Consider the following 24,607-nt stretch of genomic DNA (forward strand, 5'->3'; position numbering starts at 1 on the left):
AAGAGCTACTATGAATATCAAGCAAACGTTACTCGCCACGACGATCGCTGGCTTAAGTACTTTTTCACACGCTGCCCAAAAAGTCGATCTGATGATCACCGACGCTCACGTGCTTACAATGAACCAAGAGAAAACCGTGTACCAAAACGGCACTGTGGTTATCGACGACAACAAGATTGTCGCCGTAGGGGACGAAGCGCTAGCTGAACAATATAAAGCCAAACAAACACTTGATGTTGATGGTGATATCGTGATGCCCGGCCTAATCAACACCCATACTCATGTATCAATGACCGTGTTCCGCTCTCTTGCCGATGATGTGCCAGATCGCTTACACCGCTACATTTTCCCGCTTGAAGCTAAATTGGTGTCTCGTGATATGGTTCGTATCGGGGCAAACCTTGGCAACGTTGAGATGGTGAAAGGTGGTGTTACCACGTACGCTGATATGTACTACTTTGAAGATGAAGTGGCAAAAACCGTTGATGAAATCGGTATGCGTGCAGTGTTGGGCGAAACCGTGATTAAATTCCCAGTAGCAGATGCTGCCAATGCTGATGAAGGCATCAAATACGCTTTGAACTTTATTGAAGAGTATAAAGACCACCCTCGTATTACCCCAGCGTTTGCCCCTCATGGTCCTTATACCAATACGACAGAAACACTACAAAAAATTGCTAAGCTATCACTGGAGCACGACGTGCCCGTCATGATCCATCTTGCTGAATCTCATCGAGAACAAGAGAAGATCGCAGAACGTTCCAATGGCATGTCTCCCGTTCAATACATGCACAGTATCGGCGCGCTCAATAAAAACCTTGTTGGTGCTCACATGATTTTGGTCGATGACGAAGACATCAAGTTGGTGAAAGAGTCTGATATGGGTGTGGCACACAATATGAGTGCAAATATCAAATCGGCGAAAGGTGTATCTCCGGCGCTCAAAATGTATGACCAAGGTGTACGTATTGGCTTAGGTACTGATGGCCCGATGTCTGGTAACACACTAAGTACTATTGACGAGTTCAATCAAGTGGCTAAGGTCCACAAGCTAGTCAACAAAGACCGAGCAGCGATGCCTCCAATCAAAGTTATCGACATGGCGACCATGGGCGCCGCACGTGCACTGCACATGGAAGATAAAATTGGCTCACTAGAGGCTGGCAAGTTGGCAGATATCATCGTCATTGATACCAAAGCGCCAAACATGGTTCCGGTTTACAACCCTTATTCGGCGTTAGTTTACTCAGCGAACTCCGCTAACGTTAAACACACTATCGTCGATGGTAAAATCATAATGAAAGACCGCGACATGCTAACCGTAGATGAAGATAAGATTCGAGAGGAAGCATTAGCGTTCACGGAAGTGGTTCGCAAGACCGTCGTTGAAGCTGGCGAAGTAGTTCAGTAGATATCTAATTCACCGTTAGAAAAACGCTTGGTGTTAGCCAAGCGTTTTTATTTGGAAGCTACCTGAAGCTATCGAGCAACCAATAACTAACCGGATTATCCGGACATTGATACGGACCACATTCAATAAAGGTCGACAGCACATTAATAGCAACCGCCACGATAGCCAAAATACAGACGACTCGACCAAACATACTCATTTGGTAGTGGTCATCACTCCAGTCTTTATTCCAAAGTACCAATAACAATGCAACTCCCGCGATAGTCATAGCAAAAATCACAAAAGCCCACGTGTAATAGTGCATTCCCAAAATCGGGCTACCAAAACCCGGGGTTCCCGGAATGACATGCAGTGAAACCTGCCTAAGTGCTGTCGCCGCACCAAATAGAGCCCCCACTAAAATGACACCATAGTGACGCTGCTCCGTGCCATACACAATATTGAGCAGGAATCCAAACATGACCATTACAAAACCAATCCGTTGCAATAAGCAAAGTGGGCATGGCAGTTCATTCCACGCCACCTGTAAAACTGAGCCCATGAGCAAAACAAAGGTAATTCCAAGTAATCCTAGAGTATTCAGCAAAGTGATGTGCTTCTGATTCATAAGTAGTCACCTCCGCTATAACAAGATCGATAACGTATCGGTTGCATGGTGATGAAACCAATATAGACCCAGCACAACTGAGACTCCGAAAAATGCGTAACCCACCTGTTTCTTACCAATGAACGCGCTAACCATGGCGATCAAAAGCAATAAGAAAATTAAACTCATCATAAGCGACTTACCTTATTGTTTTATAGAGTATTATCCTTCCGATAACATGAGTTTAAGTATAGAAAGAGTTGCATAGGTTGCAAAAAATGAGGTGTGGGAAATCTGCAGACTTAGATTGTACAAATCAATTGAATGCTCTTTATCAGGCTATTTCGCGCCCTTGTTAAAACATGGAAAAAGCTATCATACTAGCTCCCCAATACCGTCAGCGGTCTTTTCCCATCGCAGGCTCCTTTCTCAAGATCATACAACGGACTAGTACCGTGACTGCTCCAACGGTGGTCTTCTCTCGACAGCTTGCGATATTGTGTGGGCGTGACTCCGCTATAGGTTTGGAATGTCTCGTAAAAGCGGCTACTTGAGTTAAAGCCGACGGTAAGTGAGATATCTAATATGGTTCGGTCTGTATCACTAAGCAAAGCTCGGGCATGGTTAATGCGCATGGCGGTGATGTACTGTTTAATGGTCATCTGCATGGTGCGTTGGAACACGTTCATTGCGTAGTTAGTGTGCAAGCCAATGTGTTCAGCGATATCTTTGATCGTCAGAGGTTGATTGTGATGAGTTGCTATGTATTCCAACATCTGACTGACGTAAAACTGAGAGTGTTTAGATACCCCTTTAGGTGTTGACTTGTCCTGCTTATTAATAAGTAATTGCTGCCAACCATCAAGGCAAATCCGCTTTAACATCAAGCCAATTTCATCCACAGCAAGCTGCTGGCGGCTTTCCGATGGATGGTTCATTTCTTCTGCCCAACGGGCAATTTCAAACTCACTAATCAGCGAACATGAGTTGGATTGAATTACGCTACCGTGAGTGATTTGATTGACGAGATCTCGGCTCAATGTCCAAGACATAAAGTGATGGATAGGTATATTTATGATTCCCATATTGTGGCTGTGACCCGGGTCAGTCAAGCGATGTGGCACCGATGCCCAGAACAATCCAATCGCACCGCTTTTTACAACAATGGGGCTGCCGTTAATTATGTACTCCACATCATCACCGAATGGAATATTAACTTCAATTTGGCCATGCCAATGGTATCCCGGCATCGAATGTGGCGGTCTCAATTCAATATCAATTTTCTCATACGACGAATAGAGCGACAGCGGACTGACCGATACCGTTTCTGATGAGTATTTGTCTTGGGTGACAACTTTCAGCGCATCTGGGTCATATTGTTTCATCTATCACTCCTTAGGAAATCGTACAAACCCGTTTTAGCAAATCGTGCAATTTAAAACTCTGAACAGGATCATATAGCCAGACTACCCCAATAAGTAAGATTCAAGTTATGTGATTAAAGTCAGTATGTTACATGAAATACACTAACACTTTCACAACCTTTATCCGCAAAAATGACAATATTGTCCCATTTCCTAAGATTTTTGTTTGGCTCATTAGAAATATGAGAAAACAGGATACTCATTGTTATATCTGAGACGAATCTACTCTTGCCACAGGTGTACCTTAGCTTCATCGAAACAGAACTTTGAGAGATAAAGGATTCGACTATGAAAAGCCCTAAAATCACATTCATCGGTGCTGGCTCCACCATTTTTGTTAAGAACATCCTTGGTGATGTTTTCCACAAACCCGCATTAAAACAAGCGCAGATTGCGCTGATGGATATTGATGAACTGCGTTTAGAAGAATCTCACCTTGTCGTGAGCAAACTTATGGAGTCCTCTGGTGCGACCGGCACCATCACTTGTTATCTAGACCAAAAAGAAGCACTCAAAGATGCTGACTTTGTGGTTATCGCATTCCAAATTGGCGGTTATGAGCCATGTACGGTGACAGACTTTGAAGTGTGTAAGCGTCATGGTTTAGAGCAAACCATCGCTGATACTTTAGGCCCTGGTGGAATCATGCGCTCGCTGCGCACCATTCCTCATTTATGGAGTGTGTGTGAAGACATGACCGAAGTCTGTCCAAACGCCACCATGCTTAACTACGTCAACCCAATGGCGATGAACACTTGGGCAATGTATGAAAAGTATCCGCATATTAAGCAAGTGGGTCTTTGTCATTCGGTGCAAGGCACGGCTGAAGAGATAGCTCGTGATTTGGACCTTGATTATGCTGACCTTCGCTATACCTGTGCAGGTATCAACCACATGGCTTATTACCTCACACTAGAGAAGAAAAATGAGCAAGGCGAGTATGTTGATATCTACCCTGATCTTCTCGAAGCTTTTGAAAGTGGTAAAGCGCCTAAGCCAGGTCTTCACCACAATGGACGCTGTACCAACCTCGTACGCTATGAGATGTTCAAAAAGCTTGGCTACTTTGTCACTGAATCTTCAGAACATTTTTCTGAATACACGCCATATTTTATCAAACCAAATCGCCCTGATTTGATAGAACGTTATAAAGTGCCACTAGATGAATATCCGAAACGCTGTGTAGAACAAATTGCAGACTGGAAAAAAGACCTTCAAGCATTCAAAAACGCCGACCAAATTACGGTTCAAGAGTCACATGAATACGCCAGTACTATCATGAACTCAATTTGGACAGGAACTCCAAGCGTCATCTACGGCAATGTCAAGAACGAGGCATTGATCGATAACTTACCTCAGGGTTGTTGTGTAGAAGTCGCCTGCTTGGTTGACGCCAATGGTGTTCAACCAATCAAAGCGGGTCGACTACCAAATCACTTAGCCGCGTTGATGCAAACCAACATTAATGTTCAAACACTGTTAACTGAAGCGATTCTCACCGAAAACCGCGAGCGCATCTACCACGCTGCCATGCTTGATCCTCATACCGCTGCCGTACTTGGATTAGAGGAAATTTATGCACTGGTTGATGACCTCATCGACGCTCATGAAGGCTGGCTGCCTGAGTGGGTAAACCAGTAAATCAATACCAATAAAAACAATAACGTGAATATTTAACGCCTTCTCTATGGGAAGGCGTAAGGAGTAACAAATGAGTATCTCAATGAATACCAAGCTGAGCTATGGCTTCGGCGCATTTGGCAAGGACTTCGCAATTACCATCGTCTATATGTATCTAATGTTCTACTACACCGATGTCGTAGGCATCTCCGCTGCGGCGGTGGGTACCATCTTCCTCGTGGCACGTATTTGGGATGCGGTCAACGACCCGATAATGGGCTGGATCGTTAACAATACCCGTAGTCGCTGGGGTAAATTCAAACCTTGGATTTTGATTGGCACACTTGCCAACTCTGTAGTCCTTCTGATGCTGTTCAGTGCACACTATATTGACGGCCCTTGGCTGATTGCTTATGCCGCTGTCACCTACATTTTATGGGGTATGACTTACACCTTAATGGACATCCCGTTCTGGTCTCTAGTACCAACTCTAACCTTAGACAAACGTGAGCGCGAAGAGCTTGTTCCTTATCCTCGATTCTTTGCAAGTCTTGCATGGATAGTCACTGCTGCCATTGCTATGCCGTTTGTGAACTATGTAGGTGGTGATGACAAAGGTTTTGGCTTCCAAATCTTTACGTTACTCTTAATCGCTTGTTTCCTTGTCTCAACTTACATCACTCTTCGTAACGTCAAAGAGCGCTACTCGACCGCTAATTTGGATGAAACACAACAGGAAGAAAAAGTATCGTTAAAACAGCTTCTTAAACTCATCTACAAAAATGATCAGTTAACGAGCGTGCTATGTATGGCACTATCCTACAATCTAGCGACAAACATCATTACAGCGTTCGCGGTTTATTACTTTACCTACGTGGTCGGCAACGAAGCTCTATTCCCTTATTACATGGCTTATGCGGGGATTGCGAACCTCATTACCTTAGTACTGTTCCCGAAATTAGCACAAATGTTCTCACGTCGGGTTCTTTGGGCTTGTGCTTCTAGCTTCCCGATTTTAGGTAGCGCGGTACTTATTTATGTAGGCATGTACGACAAACAGAGCATTCTATTGATTTCAACGGCTGGTGTCCTACTCCAAATCGGTACTGCCTTGTTCTGGGTACTGAATGTCATCATGGTGGCAGACACTGTTGATTACGGTGAGTACAAGCTTGGCTCTCGCTGTGAGAGTATCGCCTACTCGGTACAGACATTAGTGGTAAAAGCAGGTTCAGCATTCGCCGCGTTCTTCATCGGTATCGCGCTCACTGCTGTCGATTACGTGCCAAACGTAGAACAAAGTGCTGACACTGTCTTTGGCATGCAATGCATCATGGTTGGTTTACCTGCGTTCTTCTTTGCGATTGCATTGGTGGTCTATTTCCGCTTCTACAAGTTGAACGGAGCCTATCACCAACAAATTCAAGACCATCTCACAGAGAAATACGACCACATTACCAATGATGGTTCCGAAAAAGGTCAATCGACTAAACCTGCTGAGCCAGCACAAGCTCTATAACCCAATACAATAAAACCCATGCAGAAGTCCGGTCTGCATGGGTTCACTAACAATCGTCAAACATCGGCTAGATTTTCCATTTCCAATAAAGAGAACAGTATGAAACTTAAAGTCCTTGCATCCGCAATCACTTTTGCCCTCACACTATCTGGTGCGGCAATTGCACAACAGAACGACAACCTTATTGTGAACCCAACATTTGAAAACAAAGGGCTAGGCTGGAGCTATTGGTTTGCCAATATCAAAAACGACCAAACTCATGAAGGTGAATACCGAGGCCGTATTGCCCAAGGTCGAAACCACCACATAAGCCAAGAAATCACGATTCCTGAAAGTGGCTATTATGATTTATCTGCGTTTATCATCAGTCCAGGACAAGACGCCACTCTTGCTATTACCAACCTGTACGATGAAATCTTGGTACGAGATAAAGCTAAACAGAGCAAAAAATACAAACGTAACAAGCTCAAGCATATTCCTTTGGAGCAAGGTGAACAATTAAAGGTCTGGTTCTCGGGTTCTAAACGTGGTGGTGTTAGTGTCGACAGTGTTTCTTTGACTAAGAGTGACAAGAACAAAAAGCTGAACTTCAATCAGATCATCCAGTTCTCCGCTCTAGAGCAAGTGGGCGCAACAAACCTTAACAAGAAGTCTAAACAGATTGAGTTTTACGTCCCTTATGGTACCGACTTAACCCGTATCACCATTGATAATATTCTCGTTTCATCCACCAGCAATGTCTCATTAGAAAACGGAGACACGGTTGATTTTACTCAGCCTGTTCGTGCTGTCGTAACCGATCTAAAAGGTAATAAGCAACGCTGGACAATCAAAGCGATCGAAAAAGAGAAACAAGTTGTTGTCACCTCTTCCAACCAAAAGCTCCAAGAGTCATTCGATTGGGCTATCGATAAAACCCGTCGCTTCGTTATGACTGGCCAGCATGATCTGGTCAACCGTGACGAATTCAACAACGATGGAGATGGCACCGCGGATTACATCCCATCCTATTGGGCGGGGTATTTTGATAGAACAGCCTTCTATTCTCGCGATTTTTTGCATCAGGCGAGCGGAGCAAAGATCGCTGGATTGGATATCGAAAACTTTTCCATGTTTAAGACCTTTGCCAAACACTCAACAGAATCCAGAAAGTGGTACACCTTGTGGGCTGTGAACTTTGATGGCACGCCTCATACTATTGATTACAAAGATGATAGTTGGTTTGTCCGCGAGGTTCCGGCTCAGTTTGAGTTCGTCGAAAAAGCATGGCAGCAGTATCAGTGGACTGGTGATAAGCGCTACATCGAAGATGAGGACCTATGGCGCTTTTACACTAAAGTGCTCACAGACTATATCGAATTACACGACGACCAAGATCCAAACGGAATCGCAGAAGGTTACGGTGGGATTTTTGAGGGGTCAGCAACCTACAACGAGCGCGGCGAGTTTCCAATTGAAGCCGGAGATGGTATTGGCTCACAATACCAAGCAACAGTGGCTTACTCCGCTATGTTAGAAGCTCGTGAAGAGTATAGTGAAGCTGCGGTTTGGCGTGAGAAAGCCCAGCAACTCAAAACGTACTTTAACGATGAATGGAGCATCGCCGACCCTGATAAACCACTCGACAACTACGTCAATATCGTTCAAAGAGATGGCTTTAGAATGAATGATTTTGGTAAGGAAAACAGTTGGTTTATGCCAATGAAGCGAATTACCGAACCCGGGGAGCGTAATAATCGTTATCTTGACTTTATCGCCAAAAACTTAGGAGATGGTATCGGTTCGACTCCAGAAGCTCCAAATAATATTGAGGCCTACACTTACATTCCAGAAACCTACTTCCCGTACAATCGTAATGAGGAGGCATGGAAGTGGATGCAATACATCATGGATATCAAAGATGAGCCACATGAACGTCCAACTCAAGGTACTAACGGTGATTACCCTGAAATCTCGTTTACCTTTATCTCCAACACAATCGAAGGCTTGATGGGCATTAAACCTGATGCAGCGAACCACAAAGTGGTCACCGCTTCCCATCTCACTCCAGACATTGGTTGGCTGGAAGTAACACAACTTCCAATGGGAGAACATGAGCTTACTGTCCGACACGATGGCTTAAGTAAGTCCACACTCACTAACGACTCAAATCATAACCTAGATTGGGAGGTGTGGTTCTATGGTAATTATCCAAGTTTAGTTGTCGATGGACAAGCCGTTCGCAGTCAGCACAAACAAGTTAATGGTCAGCAAGTCAGCTATGTACTGGTCTCTGTAGCAGCGGGAGACACAAGCACCGTTCACAAGTAGCGCTCTGATCGTTCATTGAACAAGGCTCAAAGAACAAGGCTCCTCGGATTCATGCCGTGGAGCCTTGATGTCATTGCTAGTTGTTACTCAACCCCAATATGCGCGCCAACCCTTCTCCATAAGCCGTATCCGCTTGAGAAGCGTTGTATACGTGACGCAACTTAACTGCTTCACTCACTCCCGACATAGCACGAGCCGTATTTGCGAACAGACGCTGTTGCTCATCCTCAGACATTAAGCGGAACAAATCGCCAGCCTGCTGGAATTGGTCAACATTGTTTCGATGATTGTAATGGTCTGCGTCCCCAGAGATTTTCAAAGGTGGCTCTGAATAGTCTGGTTGCTCCGCCCATTCTCCGTATTGATTCGGTTCATAACCTATTGTTGCGCCCGAGTTAGCATCCACTCGCATCAACCCATCACGATGCGAGGAGTGTACCGGGCAGCGCGGTGCATTGACTGGGATTTGATGATGATTCACTCCAAGACGGTAGTTTTGTGCGTCGCGATAAGCAAAGAGTCGACCTTGAAGCATTTTGTCTGGAGAGTAACCAATGCCAGGTACAACAGCGGCCGGGTTGAAAGCCGACTGTTCAACTTCAGCAAAGAAATTCTCAGGGTTACGGTTTAGCTCGAATTCACCAACTTCTATTAGTGGGTAATCAGCGTGAGTCCATACTTTGGTTAAATCAAACGGGTTAAAGTCCACCGATTCAGCTTGTTCCTCAGACATTACTTGAATGAACAAGGTCCATTTCGGGAAGTCACCACGCTCAATCGCATCGAATAGATCTCTTTGGTGGCTCTCTCTGTCTGCTCCAACGATAACTGCAGCTTGTTCGTCAGTCAGGTTCTTAATACCTTGCTGGGTTTTGAAGTGAAACTTAACCCAAAAGCGCTCATTAACAGAGTTAATCATGCTAAATGTATGTGAGCCAAAACCGTGCATATGGCGATAGCTCGCAGGTATCCCACGATCTCCCATAACGTAAGTGACTTGATGTAGTGCTTCCGGTAGAGAGGTCCAAAAATCCCAGTTGCTCTCGGCGTTATGCATATTCGTTTTCGGATCGCGTTTCACCACTCGGTTTAAATCTGGAAACTTCAGAGGATCGGCGAGGAAAAATACCGGTGTATTGTTACCCACTAAGTCCCAGTTTCCTTGTTCGGTATAAAACTTGAGTGCGAACCCGCGAATATCACGTTCAGCATCGGCAGCACCACGTTCTCCTGCAACGGTAGTAAACCGAGCAAACATCTCGGTTGTTTTACCTACTTCAGAAAACATCGCGGCTCTTGTGAACTTAGTGATGTCCTGAGTCACTTTGAAAGTACCATATGCGCCAGAACCCTTAGCATGCATACGCCTTTCTGGGATTACTTCCCTATTGAAATGGGAGAGTTTTTCCAAATACCAAGTGTCTTGAAGAAGCATTGGACCGCGCTCACCAGCTGTTAGCGCGTGATTATTATGAGCAACAGGACAACCCGTTGCAGTGGTTAGTTTTTTAGTCATTGTTTATCCTTCCATTACTTCGCGAGTAGGTAACCTCTTACTACCGCTCAAATTAAATACAAGAACAGTAATTGCCTTTATTTAAGACGCCCAAAGTGGACCAAAAGGCGTTATCGACAGGTAGCAAGAGATTTTATTTGCATTTTGTAGTAGTAAACACAGAGTAGGATACGCTCTATAATGAATAACATAATATCTAAAAAAGCGAATTCTCTTTTTTGCACAGGCGAATAATACAAAGAAGCAAACTAAATAGATGAGTCCATATAATAATTTCCATCACATGGAATAACTTTTTTGAAATTTCCTTGCAAGCTCTCTTATTGAAAACTTGCTTACTAAGTTAAAAAATCACTCATAAAGAGTGATTTTTATCAGCAATTACGACAAAGCTATTTATCGATTATTTTCCAACCAATGCTTAGTCACAATATCAATATCCAAACCTTCCCTACTCACTTTGTAGTCTAGCTCTGCGATAATCTCGTTAGAAAACTTCAAATCATCTAGCTGATTGATTTGCGCTGCCGTAAACCTAACTGCTACGTCTTCAGGTACGAGTAGTACCGCACGGTCAACAATACCGAGCAAACCTTTAGGGTCTCCTATCTCTCGAATGTCGTACTTGAAATGCAGGAACTGCGGTTTCCATAGTGGCACAACGAACCACTCATTGTTGGCGACTCGTTGCTCAAAGGTAGTAAAGCAGTCTTCCTCAGTCCCAGTGTGAAATTCGTACCCAGCTTCACTTAGTCCATACTCTTCCATCATTTTAATTGAAAATCTGGTAATGCCGGCTCCAGGATTGATGCCCTGAATATCCTTTTGCATTTTGCCCAGTACATCTTGCTTGAGCAAATCCTTCACTTCCCGAACTGCTTCTTCAGGAACATAACTTGGCACTCCCCAATGCGCATAAGGTTCATAGTGCAAACCCAACTCAATCACGGGACGTTTTTGTTCAACATCCTGTTTGTAGATTCCATGGCTAGAAGGCAGCCAAGCAGAGGTTAGAATATCAACCTCACCAGACTTAAGCTTTGCGAAATTTTCTTGGTGCGGAGAGTAGATTCGATTTACCTCAAATCCCATGTCGGTAAGCACATGAGATATAAGAGAGGCGGTAATTCTATGGAATGATAAATCTGTTACGCCTAAGTTTATTTTTTTATTCATTATTTCACCGTATAAATTTATTTATATTAAAAGTTCTGACTTGTTAGCGAATATTTTCTTTCAATAACATTCAATACACGCCGATTAAATCCCTATTAAAATGGAATTTGAAGAGATGGAAGATTAGTAATCAATTATGGTTTGTTCGGTTGGTAGCTTTTTCTTATATTCGAAAAACTGTGCCATTAGGTTGCTTAGAACCATTAAAGCCATCACTGATATTTGAACTTGACTAAATGAATCTCCCATTATTGTCGCTCCGAGAACCATCGCCAATATAGGATTGAAGGTTCCAAAAAAACTCAATTCATTAGTAGATATCATCGGAATTGTATAAATGTAAGCACCATACGCCAAAGAAGTGAGTCCTATCGTCAACCAAAACATCGCGGCCCACTGCTCACTACCAACCGGGATGGCTGCGACAAATGACCTACCGCTCCATACCATTTCCCAATATGCCATGGGGATCAACAGCAAGCCTCCAAAAATCAGTTTCCATGTGAGTAACTTCCACCAATGGATCTTTTTCATGACGTGCTTTGCTACTACGCTACCGCCTATCAGTGCCGTCATCGCACCAATAAGTAGCACCACCGCACTCACATTGACAGGAACGGTACTCGAAAAGAACAAATACGTTGCACAGGCTATAAGAATTAAGGCTGATAGCAATTGAATCAGAGACGGTTTTACTTGATGGAATATACCCATTATAGCCAAACCAATCACAGGCAATGCGACCATTCCAACGCCCACCAAAGTGCTAGGAAGCTGCATCGCTGCAGCAAAGAGCAAACCAAAGAACAAAGCGATATTAAGAAACCCTATCAGTAGCAATGCAGGCAGTTCTGACGCCTTTGGTAAGGTTGGTTTAAGTAACAGCAGTATTATGCCCGCTGGTAATGCTCGCCACACCGCCAGCGCAAATGGTGACCAACCGACAAATTCAGAAGCCACTACGGCATAAGTGGTCCCCCACAACAGCGGAGCCAACATGGCTAGAAAGATGTTCATACTACGACTCTCATTTATGTTTAATTAAACATACTTTACATAAACAAAAATAGATAGTAAAGTGCCTTCAAGTCATCAAATGGGGTATGCGGGGTTAACGTGTGCCGTGTTATCAATCAGGTTCGAATGAGCCACATAAGGTCAGTAAGAGTTAGGAGTTACTATGAAAGCACTATCCATATTCAAAAAAGGCGCGAGCGTCGGGGTCACTAAGACTATTTTTTTGGCAATTGAAGTAGTCTCACTACTTGTGCTGGTTTTCCATGTAATCAGTTCGATCAGCAAAATTATGTATTACGGCGTAAAACTCAGCATTGCAAGACACCAATACCGTCAGTCCCATATGGGTAATCAACTCAAATAGTATGAATAGACAAGATTATGAATCTCCGCTGAGATTATTTTTAGATAAGACTAAGGCCCCATTTCATATCAGAAGCTTGACACATGAAATGGTGGCCTTAAATCAGGCAAGACAGTTTTTTAAGTCATGAAAGTGCATATACTTATAAGAGCCATCGCAGATACCCGTTGCGTGGTATCCAGTCTAAGGCGCTACCTAGATTCAGGCTCCCATCTTACTCATCAATACCATTAGTGTTTCTATCTCACTTGGCTCTAGGGATGAAAACTGACTGGACATTTGCTCGAAGAACTTTGGATACATTTGACGGACTAACTCCACGCCGTCTTCAGTGAGAGATATTTTTACGCTGCGCTTATCAATCGTATCATGTCTTCTCTGAACCAAACCTTTCGCTTCCAGGCGATCAATTCGATTTGATAACGCGCCCGAAGAAGGAAGCAAGGTCTGCTCTTTCAGTTCTTTCGCTGTCACTTCATAAACGTCACCCGCTCGATAAAGTGTTGCGATGACATCGAATTCAGACGTATTTAATCCATATTGCTTGCAAAACTCACAACGAACATGAGTAAACTGATTCGAAGCTAAAACAAATTGTGTCACTAACCTAACGGACGATTCAGATAGACCAGCGTCCGCACTCATCCACTGACTTACGATAGATTCTTCTTTTTCTCTATTAATCAAACGATTAACCTCGGTTAATATTGACGATGGTTACAGAGCATTACCCTAGCATATTTCGCCGTTTTTCGCTTTAACATCCGCTAGTCCACCAGCATTCCATTGACGATAAAATACCTAAAGTCCGCCAAACATCATTAATCACAAAACCGACAGCTTGGTGTCGGTTTACTCAATAGAAAGGTTATTCAGAACGAGCGCTAGCTGGTTTTGGCGTTCCAACTTTTGTCAGTACCATCTGCCACACGCTCAGTTCTCGACAACGAAATGCACCAGCACAACTCAATAGATAGTACTTCCACATACGGTAAAACCTCTCATTGTAGTTGAGGTCACCTTGCTGCCAAGCCTTGTCAAAATTACGATACCATGCACAAAGCGTATGATCATAATCCTCTCCAATATTATGCAGGTCTTCCATATTGAACTCTGGCTCCATCGCCGTCGCTAACTGAGCTAAAGAAGGAATTTCACCATTAGGGAAAATGTATTTATGGATCCACGGATCATTGGTTTCTGTCGATTCAAACGTACCAATAGAGTGAAGTAAAAAGACCCCATCTTGATTCAAAAAGTTATCTGCACATGTGAAAAAGTCTCGATAATTCGATGAACCAACGTGCTCTAACATACCCACAGAAACAACGCGATCGTATTTCGTTTCCGGTTCATAGAGTCGGTAATCTCGAAGAATGAAATTAACGGGAAGTTGTTTTTCCTCCACCATCTGAGTACCTAGCTTTGCTTGTTCTTCAGATAACGTTAAACCATCACAAACTACACCGTATTTTTCGGCGGCATAGAGCATCAAACTCCCCCAACCACAGCCGATGTCCAAAACCCGCATACCTGGTTTTAAGCCTAGTTTTCTACAAATTAGATCCAACTTGGCCTCTTGAGCGTCATCTAGGTTATCTGCATTTTTCCAATATCCACAGGTATACGTCATACGTTTATCGAGCATAGCGCGGTATAAGTCGTTACCGATATCGTAATGAAATGAGACGTTGTGCTTGGAAATTGTCGTGCCTTGAGGGTTAAAAAACTTTTTGATTTTGTCTTTACCAATTTTGGCACCAAGTATCATTTTGGTCCTTAAATCTAAGTGCTTGTCGAGCTCAAACGCTAAGATCCTGTTTACCAATTCTGCGATGTCCTTACATTCCCACATCTTTTCCATATAGGATTCGCCCAAACCAAGCGAACCATCGGCTAATATTCGATCAAACATGGCAACATCATTGACCTGAATATCCCATGGTCTAGAGCCATTAATCTTGATGTCCGCGGAACTCAACATACTTTCGAAAATTGCGTATTCATTACCCTTCATGTGTTAACTCCAAAAGAATCACCTTGAAGCTTCACATTATTCCCAATATATATTTACGTAAACATAATTTATTTAAACATTTATAACTTCAGAAGAGTGTTTTTTTTGGCGACAGTTGGAGTGTTGTGACTAAGACGCTCAACACAGCTCGGACCAACGTGAGTGGAATGCCCTACCGCTACCCATACTCTTAACCGTTCTGCTGCCAAACAAAGAGATTTGATTATATTGTTCAGTATTTACGAATAATGATTTCATTTTTTGGGTAATTCTAAAAACTAAAATGAATAAATATACTCTCACCATCACTTGAGAGACGAGCCACCTTACAACTCAGCGTGACTCATCCCAAACCGTTTTAGAGGAGAAAAACCATGAACAAAGAGAAGATGCCATTTCAAGTCTGGATACTAACACTCGCCGCCTTCGCTATCGGCACTGCAGAATTCATTATCGCAGGTATTTTGCCGCAAGTTGCCACATCGCTGTCGATTACTGAGGGTCAGGCAGGTTATTTAATCAGTGCATACGCACTTGCCATTGTGATTGGAGGACCAATCTTAACCATTTATCTCGCACGCTTTAATAAGAAAATGGTTCTTATCGGATTAATGGCATTATTTATAGTCGGTAACCTCATGTCAGCCTTTTCACCAAGTTATGACATCTTGTTCATCAGTCGCATTATTAGTGGCTTAGTACAAGGGCCTTTCTATGGTATTGGTGCCGTTGTAGCGACAAACCTCGTGTCTGAGAAAATGGCTGGTCGCGCTGTAGGACAAATGTTTGCAGGCCTAACTCTAGCGAATGTACTAGGCGTTCCCGGTGGTACTTGGATCGGTGTTGAATTCGGCTGGCACACGACATTTATTGTGGTCGCTGCATTCGGTGTCGTAGCTCTATTCGCCATTCTTGCCGCTATCCATTCAACAGGTCACGGCGAAGCGAAAAATGTTAAAGCACAACTTGCTGCGTTCAAAAATCCAAAGCTTCTTATTAGCCTAGCGATTACCGCTGTAGTTTGGACTGGCTTCATGACACTTTACGGTTACATTGCTCCTATCGCTATGCATGTTGCTGGTTACGGTGAAAGTGCTGTGACATGGATTCTGGTCATTGTAGGTCTTGGCTTAATCATTGGTAATACGCTTGGTGGTCACTCATCAGACAAAGATTTAAACAAATCTTCTCTATTTTGGGCCATTGCAATGATTGCTTCTCTAGTACTTGTCGGTGTGTTTACCGACAACAAAATCCTATTCGTCGCCGCATCATTTATTTTCGGCATCGCATCATTCGCTAACGTTCCATCTATGCAATTGCGTGTAATGAACAATGGTGGTGACGGACAAGAGCTGGCAGCAACAGCAAATATCTCAGCGTTTAATGTTGCTAATGCGTTCGGTGGTTTCCTTGGAGGTATGGTTCTTGATGGTCAGCTTGGTGCAGAAATGATTCCTTACGTGGGTGTTATCGTTCCAATCATCGGTGTGTTATTGATTCTTAAAGCGAACCGCAACGAGAAACAAGCACAACCAGTAGAAGCGTAATAGGCTTTTCTCCCCCTTGCCTTACCAACCTTGCCGTGGCGTGTTAATGCGCCACGGCATACGCATTAGCAGTCCGACAAGCTCTGTACCATTCTGAAAAAGCCAAATTCGATATTCAGCAAAGTCAACATCGCCTTTATTGGCTTTGCTTTGAGGAGAAAAAGATGAACACTTTTGATAAGACATTACGACTACTCACCCTCATTGCCGCCACTTTCACGGTAATACTCTCTGTCAAAGCCGTTGTGGACAACGGACTAGGTAGTTGGGTCTCTACCTCCACAGGCCTATTTATTGCCGTTCTTATCGCTTCCTTACTTAAAACCTATAACAAAGGACAGGTTAACTTTTTTGGTTTGATAGGTGCTTTGTTTGCACAGCTCACTTTAGGAAGAATATTTTCAACCATTCACCTTGAATCAATCGATATTTCCACATTGTCGTCACTTGATCCTCTGATGGTGGCAGAGACAGGCCCAGGTATCCCAAACATTGAGCTAACCAGCACCCTGTTGTTCGTCTTATTGGCCCTACAACTTATCGCCCTTCCTTGGAGAACCAGACTGTCGCAAACTCAATCGACAATAGGAAAACCAGACCACTACGCGTGGGGCATGACATTAGTCAGAATATATGTAGGACTTATGTTTATTGCCCATTTCACTGGTCACTTGTTAGTCGGAGGTAATCCATTTGCCGTATTTACCGATTACTTTGGCAGCATTGGCCTCCCCTTCCCTCAGGCCTTTGTCATTCTTGCAGGAATCATTGAGATATCTTTGGCGATTATGCTGTCCTTTGGCCTGTTCACACGCCTCGCAGGGTTTGGTTCGGCAGTCTACTTATTTGTATCTGTAGGCTTGGGCGGCCACTATTCAGTGGGGTATGTATGGGTACTACCCACGGGTGGCTGGGAATTCCCTGCAATGTGGATCTTCGTATCTGGGATATTCATGTTAGCAGGCGGAGGGAAATTGTCTGTTGATTACTTGCTTAGAAAAAAGCTGGGGCAAAACTCCATTAGTTTGCCGGAATATTTGGTTTAACCTATACCAAACTGAGTAACTAAAAAAGCGGGCAATCCTCATTGCCCGCTTTCAATCGCATATAGCTACTTCACCGTAGGTTTTTCTGTCTGATTGAGAACATCCGACACACTGAGAATACTCGCGTTAAAGATAAAAAACTGAGTTACAGCAGAATCACAAGCGCTTGATGTTGAAATGATAGCTGGTTGGCCTTTGAAACCGATACGGGATAGCTTATGGCAAAGTTTCTCTGGCGCTTTATCGAATACTACATTAAGAAAGGGCAATAATTCCTGACTGACTAATCCTTGTTCATTGAACACTTCCATTGCCTGACTAAGGTGATCCGTATCCGTGAATTCGATAATTTCTTCAATTTGTTCCAATTGCATGTACTACTCAATTCCATTTTTATCAGATGCTTAGCTCGAACGCCGAGTCTACACTATCTGATCGGTAGATAACATGTATTGGATCAAATTGAGTCTTTCGGGGACTTTCGATACTGTCGATCATAATCACTTTATGCTCAGGCGATATAAAGAAAGAGGGCTATCGCTATTAGTTTGATGTAAGCCGATGTATTGAAATCCCAGCTTTTCGAGTAATCGTATACTAGGTGAATTTTGTGGCAGTGATACCGCGTCAATCACTGGAAGTTGGAAAGCATCAATAGCAAAAGTCAGTAATTCGCTACAAGCCTCATGCGCATACCCTTTACCTTGATAGCAGGGCAAGAACGCGTAGCCGAAATCTGGGTAACTCAGGTCAGGTTTCTTTAAGAAACCACAGATTCCTATTGGTGTTGAACATGATTTGAGGCGCACAACGTAATACCCAAAGCCCAATTCTTGATAGGCTTTGATGAAACCGTTGGTTAGATACTCTTGAGCTTGATCTGACGTACGAACATTGCGATCACCTATGTTTTTGAGCCATCCTTCACTGTTCATCAACTTAACAAAGAAGCCTGCATCATTACTGGTAATGTGATCAAGTTGAATTCGAGCTGTATCAAGCAGCGTTTCAAAAGTCATGGTATCTCCAAACTCATTCAATAGTAGGAAGTCTCGTCGGTAAGTCGCCATCTGATTCGATAACCTCAGCATCAACTTCATTAAGTCAAAGCAACCACCAGCCCAACCAGTACTAGCGTAACCCCAATACCTCGAGTATACAGCCATTTCTCATTGAGAAACCAGATGCCCATCAGGAGCCCAAAGACGATACTCACCTGACGCATAGCAACCACATAACTAACGTTATCGACCATAGTCATTGCATACAGCACAATGCCATAGGTCAGTCCCATCATAATCCCTGCGATAGACGAACGATAGCGATGCTGCCAAGTTAGCGCTAACTCACTGCGTTTATTAGTCGCTAATAACCAAGCTACCAAAACAAACGCAATCGCAGCAAACTGCACACCTAGGTAGAAAATAGCTACTTGAACTTTGGTTAGTCCGCTAGTTTCAAGCTGTAGCCATGTTAGTGCCTGCTTGTCGATGATGGAGTAAATAGTTGTGCCGATTGCGGCAATACATGACCAGAACACACCTAAATTTAAATAAGAGCCAAGCCTTAAGTCTTTGATGTGTCGCATTGGGATCAACAAACAACCCAATGTTAAGACCACAAACCCTATCCATGCATTGGGGGACAGCGATTGGCCTATGAATACGGTCCCGATCCCAACCATCAGAACTGGTAAGGCTCGCGCGATAGGATAAATTACACCAATGTCACCGGCATCATAAGCCTTGATTAAACCAATCAGGTAGATAGCCTGCCCGATTCCACTTAGCGTGACCAGAAGCCAAAAGTAACCGTCAAGACTGTCAAAACCAATCACCGAAATGCACCAGATTATATACGGCGATAGTAAAATAAGTGGAGCAATAGACGCGCCTAAAGTAAACGAATACCCAGAGCCAGTATTCGATTTTCCAAGAATATTCCACCCCGCGTGGAGCAGTGCAGAAAAAATAACAAGAAAAGCGGCATAGAGAGTCAAAGTGGGCACCAACAAACATGAAAGTCACCCCTCTCGAGACGTCAAAAGGGATGAGCAGAAGGGTATCAATCGAGCTGAGCAATAGATTCTATATTGATGGCATCGTGTCGCCAGTATTCAATATCGCAATCAATCAACTCACCGTGTTGGTTGTAATTAATGCGCTCAACCATCATAGCCGGAGTGCCAGAAGTCGCACGTAATGCTTGCGCGATGTCACCAAGAAGCGAAGTAGTGCTGACTCGGTATTTCACCTTACTGTAGGTAACGCCATACTCGTCGCGATAGATATCCGTCAAAGAGGAGTTTTCCATATCAAACTCTAACAAGTTCGCAAATGGTTCCGTCCGAATAAAGTTTGTCACGAACACGACTGGGCGATCTTCTAAATAACGAACGCGATCTACTCGATAAATATCGGAGAACGGCGGCAAATGTAAAAGCTCTGCTGCTTGCTTAGTGGCTAACATCGCTTTGGCTGACAACAGCTCAGTTTTTGGCGTTCGATTTTGACTTTTCGCCATATTGGTAAAGTTCAATGTTTGAGTAGGATCATAACGCAGTGGTTCTGGTGAGATAAACCAGCCGCGCCTATCTTCGCGATAAATACGACCTTCCGACTCAAGTAGTGACAACGCTTCACGCAGCGTTACACGAGTCGTGTCAAAAGACTCTGCTAACTTTCTTTCTGCTGGCAATTTTTGTCTTGGTGTGAGCATTCCTGAGTCTATTTGCTCAACGATAGCGTCTTTAATTTTTACGTATTGCACACCGCATCCTTAATTCAATCATTGTTATTAGCGCTTGCGCCACGCTTGAGTTCGACCTTCAAACAGCTTTCCAACAAACATATGGGTAAGTTTTGCCACCGCTGCCGATAGCATGATCATCACTGCCATTGCCGCAGCACTGCCCGTCTGCCCTGCATCGTCCATATTCAGCACCGCTACTGATGCCGGAATGGTGTTGGTTGAATACAAGAATACTACTGCCGATGTGGTTGTTAAAGCATTGATAAATAAATATATCGCTATATCTAATACCGCTGGTAAACAGCAAGGCAGCGAAACTTTGAAAAACAGCTTATATTGTGGGAGTTTAACCGAAGCAGCGGTGGCTTCAATCTCTGCCGGTAACTGCTTCAGAGCTGTCAAAGCTGTCATGTGTCCAACCGTGTAATAATGGACAATGGTATTAATCACCAGAAACGCCATCGTACCGTACATGACACCCAACGGGTTGTTGGCATCGTTAAAATAGAAGATATATCCCAAGCCGAGTACGAGTCCAGGTACCGCCATGGGAATCACACTCATCATTTGCATCGCTTGACGAACGGGAGCGAAGGCACGACCTTTTTCAATACAGTAAGCACCGACAAAGATAACTACAGAACCAATAATCGCCGTCCACGTCGCCAGTTTCAGCGAATTAAAGTACGGACTCCACCCATAGGTGCTCATCTCAGCAAAGTTATAGTTATTTAGCGTCAGCGCCTTGTTCCAAGGCCAAAACGTCACGAGCGAGCCATAAACCGCCATACCAAGTACCGCTAGAACCGCGAGGGAAATAACCAGGCAATAAACGAAGCACACCGAATCTCGCAGTTTATTAGGGGATGGTTGATAAGGCACGGAACGACTGTCCAACATGCTCTTTTGCTTTTTTTGTACCCAGCGATCAACCACAAAGGCCAATACCGCAGGAAGCAGAAGTAAGATACTGGTAACCGCCCCCATGGAGAAGTTTTGCTGCCCCACAACTTGCTTGAATATATCCGTAGCCAGCACGTTGTAACTGCCACCAATGACCTTAGGCACACCAAAGTCACACACCACCAGCGTAAAAACGACGATTAACGTACTGATCAAACCGTACTTTGCAGCAGGTAACGTCACCATAAAGAAGGTCTTGAACGGAGAGGTTTTAAGAGCTCGAGCCGCTTCGTAAAGCCTAGCATCTGAGGTGCGTAAAGAGGTGTTGAGAATCATCAAGGCGTGAGGGAATGTCCAAAATATCAAGCCTAGAGAAATGCCAACTAAGCCATAGACTGAATGCCCATGCAGCAACTCTTTTGCGACGCCCTGATTACCAAACAGAAAAATCAAACTGATAGCAGGCAGCAGAGAAGGCGCTAATATTGGAGCCGTGCCCATCAGTTGAAACACGCCTTTAAAGGGCATGCAAGAGCGCGTTAATGCGAACGCATACCCAAACGCCAAAAAGCCCACTACAACGGTCACAATCAGACCAAGGGTAAAGGTATTACTTAGTGAATACCATAAACTGTCGGTAGCAAAATAGGTGGCAAAGTTTTGTAGACCAACAAACTCACCGTCGCTGTTTTGGACACTCTTTTTCATCATGGCCCAAAGAGGCATCAAGATAAACAGTGTCATCGCCACAAAAAGGAACGTCAGAAGACCAAACAAAACAATATTGTCTTTGCTCATTGTTGAGCTCGCTTTTTGCGTTGCCAACTGTGCAATTCGTTGTTTCATAGACCCGCCTGTCGTCAAGGTTGAAGATGCTTGCATGTCTGTCCCTTAAGCCGCCGACTCTAACGTTGCACTTAGCGATGGATAGCCCAGCAAACCACTTTCAGAAAACGCAACATAGCAAATATCATTACGGCGCAGATTAAGTTCATTCGCCTGTTTCACGGGTACGTCCGCATATAGAGCGTTGGCCATTGGTGCATGTTGCATTGCTACTTCGACGCGATAGTAAGACCCTTGAAATTCCTTGGATAACACTCTGACAGGAATAGCGTTCGAAGCGTGCTCGACAAAGTGCAGACTCTCCGGTCGCACGGCTAAATCAAATATATCGCCATGCTTTAGAGTCATATTGTCTAACGCAGGCAAACGCAGCATCGACTCAGCCACGCGCATAGTGTTAGCAGATGGCACCGATGCTTCGATAAAATTCATACTGCCAACAAAATCAGCGACAAATCGAGTCGCAGGTTGCTCATACACCTCTTGTGGCGTTCCAACCTGCTCAATCACACCGTGGTTCATCACCACAATGCGGTCAGCCATAGATAGCGCCTCTTCTTGGTCATGAGTCACCATAATGGTGGTGATACCAAGTTTGCGTTGCATCTGACAAATTTCATCTCGCAGGTGAGTACGCACTTTCGCATCCAATGCAGAGAGCGGCTCATCCAGAAGCAGCAGACCCGGAGACAACGCCAATGCACGAGCCAGAGCCACACGCTGTTGTTGACCACCTGATAGTTGGTTAGGAAACTTCTCTCCCGAGGTTGGCAAGCCGATCATTTCTAACCAGTGCTCTACTTTTTCAAGCGCCTCTTTGTTCGACATCCCTTGGTTCTTAAGACCGATAGCAATGTTCTCTTGTACCGTCAGATTTGGAAACAACGCGTATGACTGGAACACAATGCCAAAATCACGCTTCTCTGGTGGTAAAAACGTAATCGCCTCATCCGCTTGATGGATTTCTCCTGAGGTTGGAAGATCCAAACCTGCAATAGCGCGAAGCAACGTCGTTTTACCGCAGCCAGAAGGGCCGAGGAAACAGACGAACTCGCCTTTATTAATGGACAAGGAAATGTGCTTTAATGCCGTGAACTGACCAAATTGCTTCACCACATTGTTGATTTCTAGATAAGGTTTGGATACTGACATCGTTTACTCTCCAAATGGTATATACCAAATTTAAATCTGGTATATTTCATTGGGATGACAGTTTTGTAGCAGGTTGATTGCAGTTTAATGATTGGCTTTTCTGGTGTGATTGGAGAGCAGAAATGACAAGAGGAAGATCAATAACAATCTCCCTCAATAGCTTATAATCTACCAATTCCCAGTTATTTTATTTCTTTAAAATTAGGATTTAGGCTCTGACTTTCCATCAAACTTTTTCGACCATGTTTTTAAGATATCAGCACGATCGGCACCCATTTTCGCAAAATCCATCTCAGCCATCGCACCTTCAACTTCAGGGTAGTTCGAGACCACTGCTTTCACGTCTTTATGAGCAACCACTGGGTAGGATTCAACGTAGAGTTCGTTCGCCGCTTTTGACACTGACCAGTCAACAACACGCTTCGCCGCCTCAGACTCTTTCACCAAACCCACAGCCTCTGATTCCCAACCAATACCTTTAGGTGTGATAACCGCGAGAGGCGCACCTTGATTCTTGAGCTTCGCACCACGCACAGCCATCGAAATACCGATTGCCACCTCACCCATCGCAGCTTGAACGCAAGGCTTTGAACCAGAGTGCGTGTAATGTGCCATGTTGTTATCGAGTTTTTTCATGTAATCCCATGCTTGGTCCTCACCCATGTTTTGTAGCCAAGCTGAGACTTGCATATAACCTGTTCCTGATGAAGCAGGATTAGGCATGGCAATATGACCTTTGTACTCTGGTTTGGTTAAATCTTCCCATGACTGTGGCTTAGGTAGGTTGAGTTGCTTTGCCACCGCTTCGTTAAAACACACAGCATTGAAAAATGCATCATTGCCAAACCAAGCTTGATTAGATTGTGGGTCATTCAAACTGGCATTTAGCTCATCTGCACCTTTTGGAGTATAAGGCTTAAGAATCCCCTCTTCTTTAAGCAATGCCATAGAAGAGCCTGCTAATCCCCACACAACTTCGGCATGCGGATTGTTTTTTTCAGCAAGAAGTTTGGCCGTCATGATGCCCGTTGAATCTCGAACCCATTTGATTTTTACATCCGGATTTTCTTTCTCAAACGCATTCTTATATTTCGCCAGAATGTCAGTTTCGAAAGCGGTATACACCGTGACTTCTGTTGCTGCTAGTGCATTTGTCGCTAGTAGAGAAACCAGTGTCGCTAGTGTTCCCTTCATCAAACGGTTTTTCATCATTCTCTCCAGTTAGATTTGGTCTGTACCAGTTTGTGCGCTAAACGTTAAATTCCAATTATGACGATTAAATGAACGAATAATGGCAGTTTAAAGAAACTTTGATTGGCAAGGAGAGCGAGTGTGAAAGTTTTATGAAACCTTAAGTTGTGCCGTTTACTTCCCCTAATTATCGCTGTTAGATTAATCA

The 24,607-nt window shown here is 44.0% G+C and carries 23 protein-coding genes; 7 read left to right on the forward strand and 16 right to left on the reverse strand.

Features of this window, described 5'->3' with window-relative positions; all coding sequences use genetic code 11:
- Positions 1 to 10 precede the first annotated feature (10 nt).
- Complete coding sequence (locus tag VME0621_RS03985; RefSeq protein ID WP_062455902.1) at positions 11 to 1,411, forward strand: amidohydrolase; 1,401 nt, start codon at positions 11 to 13, stop codon at positions 1,409 to 1,411.
- A gap of 58 nt (positions 1,412 to 1,469) precedes the next feature.
- On the opposite strand, the gene VME0621_RS03990 is transcribed toward VME0621_RS03985, so the two are convergent.
- From VME0621_RS03990 to melR, 3 genes are all read right to left on the reverse strand, one after another.
- Complete coding sequence (locus tag VME0621_RS03990; protein ID WP_062455905.1) at positions 1,470 to 2,018, reverse strand: disulfide bond formation protein B; 549 nt, start codon at positions 2,016 to 2,018, stop codon at positions 1,470 to 1,472.
- Positions 2,019 to 2,033: 15 nt separating this feature from the next.
- Complete coding sequence (locus VME0621_RS26770) at positions 2,034 to 2,189, reverse strand: DUF5993 family protein (protein WP_038226209.1); 156 nt, start codon at positions 2,187 to 2,189, stop codon at positions 2,034 to 2,036.
- Positions 2,190 to 2,377: 188 nt separating this feature from the next.
- Positions 2,378 to 3,382 (reverse strand): transcriptional regulator MelR, encoded by a 1,005-nt coding sequence (gene melR, locus VME0621_RS03995; RefSeq protein WP_065311648.1) that lies wholly within the window; start codon positions 3,380 to 3,382, stop codon positions 2,378 to 2,380.
- A 327-nt stretch (positions 3,383 to 3,709) separates the two neighbouring features.
- Between melR and VME0621_RS04000 the strand changes: the two genes are divergently transcribed.
- The 3 genes from VME0621_RS04000 to VME0621_RS04010 all read left to right on the forward strand — a co-directional run bounded on the left by VME0621_RS04000 (position 3,710) and on the right by VME0621_RS04010 (position 8,870).
- Positions 3,710 to 5,062 (forward strand): alpha-glucosidase/alpha-galactosidase, encoded by a 1,353-nt coding sequence (locus VME0621_RS04000; protein WP_062455908.1) that lies wholly within the window; start codon positions 3,710 to 3,712, stop codon positions 5,060 to 5,062.
- A 70-nt stretch (positions 5,063 to 5,132) separates the two neighbouring features.
- Positions 5,133 to 6,560: a melibiose:sodium transporter MelB gene (gene melB, locus VME0621_RS04005; protein ID WP_062455911.1), complete on the forward strand. Its 1,428-nt coding sequence runs from the start codon at positions 5,133 to 5,135 to the stop codon at positions 6,558 to 6,560.
- 99 nt (positions 6,561 to 6,659) lie between these two features.
- Complete coding sequence (locus VME0621_RS04010; RefSeq protein WP_062455914.1) at positions 6,660 to 8,870, forward strand: SGBP N-terminal domain-containing protein; 2,211 nt, start codon at positions 6,660 to 6,662, stop codon at positions 8,868 to 8,870.
- A 76-nt stretch (positions 8,871 to 8,946) separates the two neighbouring features.
- Here VME0621_RS04010 and VME0621_RS04015 read toward each other — a convergent pair whose 3' ends face one another.
- From VME0621_RS04015 to VME0621_RS04025, 3 genes are all read right to left on the reverse strand, one after another.
- Positions 8,947 to 10,386 (reverse strand): catalase, encoded by a 1,440-nt coding sequence (locus VME0621_RS04015; protein WP_062455917.1) that lies wholly within the window; start codon positions 10,384 to 10,386, stop codon positions 8,947 to 8,949.
- A 396-nt stretch (positions 10,387 to 10,782) separates the two neighbouring features.
- Positions 10,783 to 11,562, reverse strand: a complete 780-nt coding sequence (locus VME0621_RS04020) for a glycine betaine ABC transporter substrate-binding protein (RefSeq protein WP_062455920.1) — start codon at positions 11,560 to 11,562, stop codon at positions 10,783 to 10,785.
- Between the two features lie 123 nt (positions 11,563 to 11,685).
- Positions 11,686 to 12,579 carry a DMT family transporter gene (locus VME0621_RS04025; protein WP_062455923.1) on the reverse strand — a complete coding sequence of 298 codons (894 nt, stop codon included), beginning with the start codon at positions 12,577 to 12,579 and terminating at the stop codon, positions 11,686 to 11,688.
- 163 nt (positions 12,580 to 12,742) lie between these two features.
- On the opposite strand from VME0621_RS04025, the gene VME0621_RS04030 reads away from it, so the two are divergent.
- A complete protein-coding gene (locus tag VME0621_RS04030) occupies positions 12,743 to 12,943 on the forward strand; it encodes a hypothetical protein (protein WP_006069264.1) in 201 nt (66 codons plus the stop codon).
- A gap of 201 nt (positions 12,944 to 13,144) precedes the next feature.
- On the opposite strand, the gene VME0621_RS04035 is transcribed toward VME0621_RS04030, so the two are convergent.
- Together VME0621_RS04035 and cfa are read right to left on the reverse strand one after the other, a co-directional pair.
- Positions 13,145 to 13,630 (reverse strand): MarR family winged helix-turn-helix transcriptional regulator, encoded by a 486-nt coding sequence (locus tag VME0621_RS04035; RefSeq protein WP_231892903.1) that lies wholly within the window; start codon positions 13,628 to 13,630, stop codon positions 13,145 to 13,147.
- 181 nt (positions 13,631 to 13,811) lie between these two features.
- Entirely contained in the window at positions 13,812 to 14,960 is a 1,149-nt protein-coding gene (gene cfa / locus VME0621_RS04040; RefSeq protein WP_062455926.1) for a cyclopropane fatty acyl phospholipid synthase, read from the reverse strand.
- A gap of 374 nt (positions 14,961 to 15,334) precedes the next feature.
- Here cfa and VME0621_RS04045 point away from each other — a divergent pair, with 374 nt between their 5' ends.
- On the forward strand, positions 15,335 to 16,510 hold the full coding sequence (locus VME0621_RS04045; protein WP_006069267.1) for an MFS transporter: 1,176 nt from the start codon (positions 15,335 to 15,337) through the stop codon (positions 16,508 to 16,510).
- A 21-nt stretch (positions 16,511 to 16,531) separates the two neighbouring features.
- On the opposite strand, the gene VME0621_RS26510 is transcribed toward VME0621_RS04045, so the two are convergent.
- A complete protein-coding gene (locus VME0621_RS26510) occupies positions 16,532 to 16,696 on the reverse strand; it encodes a hypothetical protein (RefSeq protein WP_156750258.1) in 165 nt (54 codons plus the stop codon).
- Between VME0621_RS26510 and VME0621_RS26060 the strand changes: the two genes are divergently transcribed.
- A complete protein-coding gene (locus tag VME0621_RS26060) occupies positions 16,675 to 17,556 on the forward strand; it encodes a DoxX family protein (protein WP_062455928.1) in 882 nt (293 codons plus the stop codon). The genes VME0621_RS26510 and VME0621_RS26060 overlap by 22 nt on opposite strands.
- A gap of 65 nt (positions 17,557 to 17,621) precedes the next feature.
- On the opposite strand, the gene VME0621_RS04055 is transcribed toward VME0621_RS26060, so the two are convergent.
- From VME0621_RS04055 to VME0621_RS04085, 7 genes are all read right to left on the reverse strand, one after another.
- Positions 17,622 to 17,930, reverse strand: a complete 309-nt coding sequence (locus tag VME0621_RS04055; protein ID WP_062455931.1) for a hypothetical protein — start codon at positions 17,928 to 17,930, stop codon at positions 17,622 to 17,624.
- A gap of 126 nt (positions 17,931 to 18,056) precedes the next feature.
- Complete coding sequence (locus tag VME0621_RS04060; RefSeq protein WP_082795454.1) at positions 18,057 to 18,722, reverse strand: GNAT family N-acetyltransferase; 666 nt, start codon at positions 18,720 to 18,722, stop codon at positions 18,057 to 18,059.
- Positions 18,656 to 19,555, reverse strand: coding sequence for an EamA family transporter (locus VME0621_RS04065; RefSeq protein WP_062455937.1), 900 nt, complete (start codon positions 19,553 to 19,555; stop codon positions 18,656 to 18,658). The genes VME0621_RS04060 and VME0621_RS04065 overlap by 67 nt, the downstream gene beginning before the upstream one ends.
- A gap of 65 nt (positions 19,556 to 19,620) precedes the next feature.
- Positions 19,621 to 20,325, reverse strand: coding sequence for a phosphonate utilization transcriptional regulator PhnR (gene phnR, locus VME0621_RS04070; RefSeq protein ID WP_006069272.1), 705 nt, complete (start codon positions 20,323 to 20,325; stop codon positions 19,621 to 19,623).
- A gap of 27 nt (positions 20,326 to 20,352) precedes the next feature.
- Positions 20,353 to 22,056, reverse strand: a complete 1,704-nt coding sequence (locus tag VME0621_RS04075) for a putative 2-aminoethylphosphonate ABC transporter permease subunit (protein WP_062456546.1) — start codon at positions 22,054 to 22,056, stop codon at positions 20,353 to 20,355.
- A 45-nt stretch (positions 22,057 to 22,101) separates the two neighbouring features.
- Positions 22,102 to 23,208: a putative 2-aminoethylphosphonate ABC transporter ATP-binding protein gene (locus VME0621_RS04080; RefSeq protein WP_062455940.1), complete on the reverse strand. Its 1,107-nt coding sequence runs from the start codon at positions 23,206 to 23,208 to the stop codon at positions 22,102 to 22,104.
- 201 nt (positions 23,209 to 23,409) lie between these two features.
- The gene (locus VME0621_RS04085) at positions 23,410 to 24,420 is read right to left on the reverse strand and encodes a putative 2-aminoethylphosphonate ABC transporter substrate-binding protein (protein ID WP_062455943.1); all 1,011 of its coding nucleotides are present in this window, start codon (positions 24,418 to 24,420) and stop codon (positions 23,410 to 23,412) included.
- Between the last annotated feature and the right edge of the window lie 187 nt (positions 24,421 to 24,607).

The sequence above is a fragment of the Vibrio mediterranei genome (assembly GCF_900088415.1).
Taxonomy (GTDB): domain Bacteria; phylum Pseudomonadota; class Gammaproteobacteria; order Enterobacterales; family Vibrionaceae; genus Vibrio; species Vibrio mediterranei.

Bases quoted from the DNA above. Each gene is read 5' to 3' on its own strand.
- VME0621_RS03985 (WP_062455902.1), top strand. From the start codon at position 11: ATGAATATCAAGCAAACGTTACTCGCCACGACGATCGCTGGCTTAAGT.
- VME0621_RS03990 (WP_062455905.1), bottom strand. From the start codon at position 2,018: ATGAATCAGAAGCACATCACTTTGCTGAATACTCTAGGATTACTTGGA.
- VME0621_RS26770 (WP_038226209.1), bottom strand. From the start codon at position 2,189: ATGATGAGTTTAATTTTCTTATTGCTTTTGATCGCCATGGTTAGCGCG.
- melR (WP_065311648.1), bottom strand. From the start codon at position 3,382: ATGAAACAATATGACCCAGATGCGCTGAAAGTTGTCACCCAAGACAAA.
- VME0621_RS04000 (WP_062455908.1), top strand. From the start codon at position 3,710: ATGAAAAGCCCTAAAATCACATTCATCGGTGCTGGCTCCACCATTTTT.
- melB (WP_062455911.1), top strand. From the start codon at position 5,133: ATGAGTATCTCAATGAATACCAAGCTGAGCTATGGCTTCGGCGCATTT.
- VME0621_RS04010 (WP_062455914.1), top strand. From the start codon at position 6,660: ATGAAACTTAAAGTCCTTGCATCCGCAATCACTTTTGCCCTCACACTA.
- VME0621_RS04015 (WP_062455917.1), bottom strand. From the start codon at position 10,386: ATGACTAAAAAACTAACCACTGCAACGGGTTGTCCTGTTGCTCATAAT.
- VME0621_RS04020 (WP_062455920.1), bottom strand. From the start codon at position 11,562: ATGAATAAAAAAATAAACTTAGGCGTAACAGATTTATCATTCCATAGA.
- VME0621_RS04025 (WP_062455923.1), bottom strand. From the start codon at position 12,579: ATGAACATCTTTCTAGCCATGTTGGCTCCGCTGTTGTGGGGGACCACT.
- VME0621_RS04030 (WP_006069264.1), top strand. From the start codon at position 12,743: ATGAAAGCACTATCCATATTCAAAAAAGGCGCGAGCGTCGGGGTCACT.
- cfa (WP_062455926.1), bottom strand. From the start codon at position 14,960: ATGAAGGGTAATGAATACGCAATTTTCGAAAGTATGTTGAGTTCCGCG.
- VME0621_RS04045 (WP_006069267.1), top strand. From the start codon at position 15,335: ATGAACAAAGAGAAGATGCCATTTCAAGTCTGGATACTAACACTCGCC.
- VME0621_RS26060 (WP_062455928.1), top strand. From the start codon at position 16,675: ATGAACACTTTTGATAAGACATTACGACTACTCACCCTCATTGCCGCC.
- VME0621_RS26510 (WP_156750258.1), bottom strand. From the start codon at position 16,696: ATGTCTTATCAAAAGTGTTCATCTTTTTCTCCTCAAAGCAAAGCCAAT.
- VME0621_RS04055 (WP_062455931.1), bottom strand. From the start codon at position 17,930: ATGCAATTGGAACAAATTGAAGAAATTATCGAATTCACGGATACGGAT.
- VME0621_RS04060 (WP_082795454.1), bottom strand. From the start codon at position 18,722: ATGGCTGTATACTCGAGGTATTGGGGTTACGCTAGTACTGGTTGGGCT.
- VME0621_RS04075 (WP_062456546.1), bottom strand. From the start codon at position 22,056: ATGAAACAACGAATTGCACAGTTGGCAACGCAAAAAGCGAGCTCAACA.
- VME0621_RS04080 (WP_062455940.1), bottom strand. From the start codon at position 23,208: ATGTCAGTATCCAAACCTTATCTAGAAATCAACAATGTGGTGAAGCAA.
- VME0621_RS04085 (WP_062455943.1), bottom strand. From the start codon at position 24,420: ATGATGAAAAACCGTTTGATGAAGGGAACACTAGCGACACTGGTTTCT.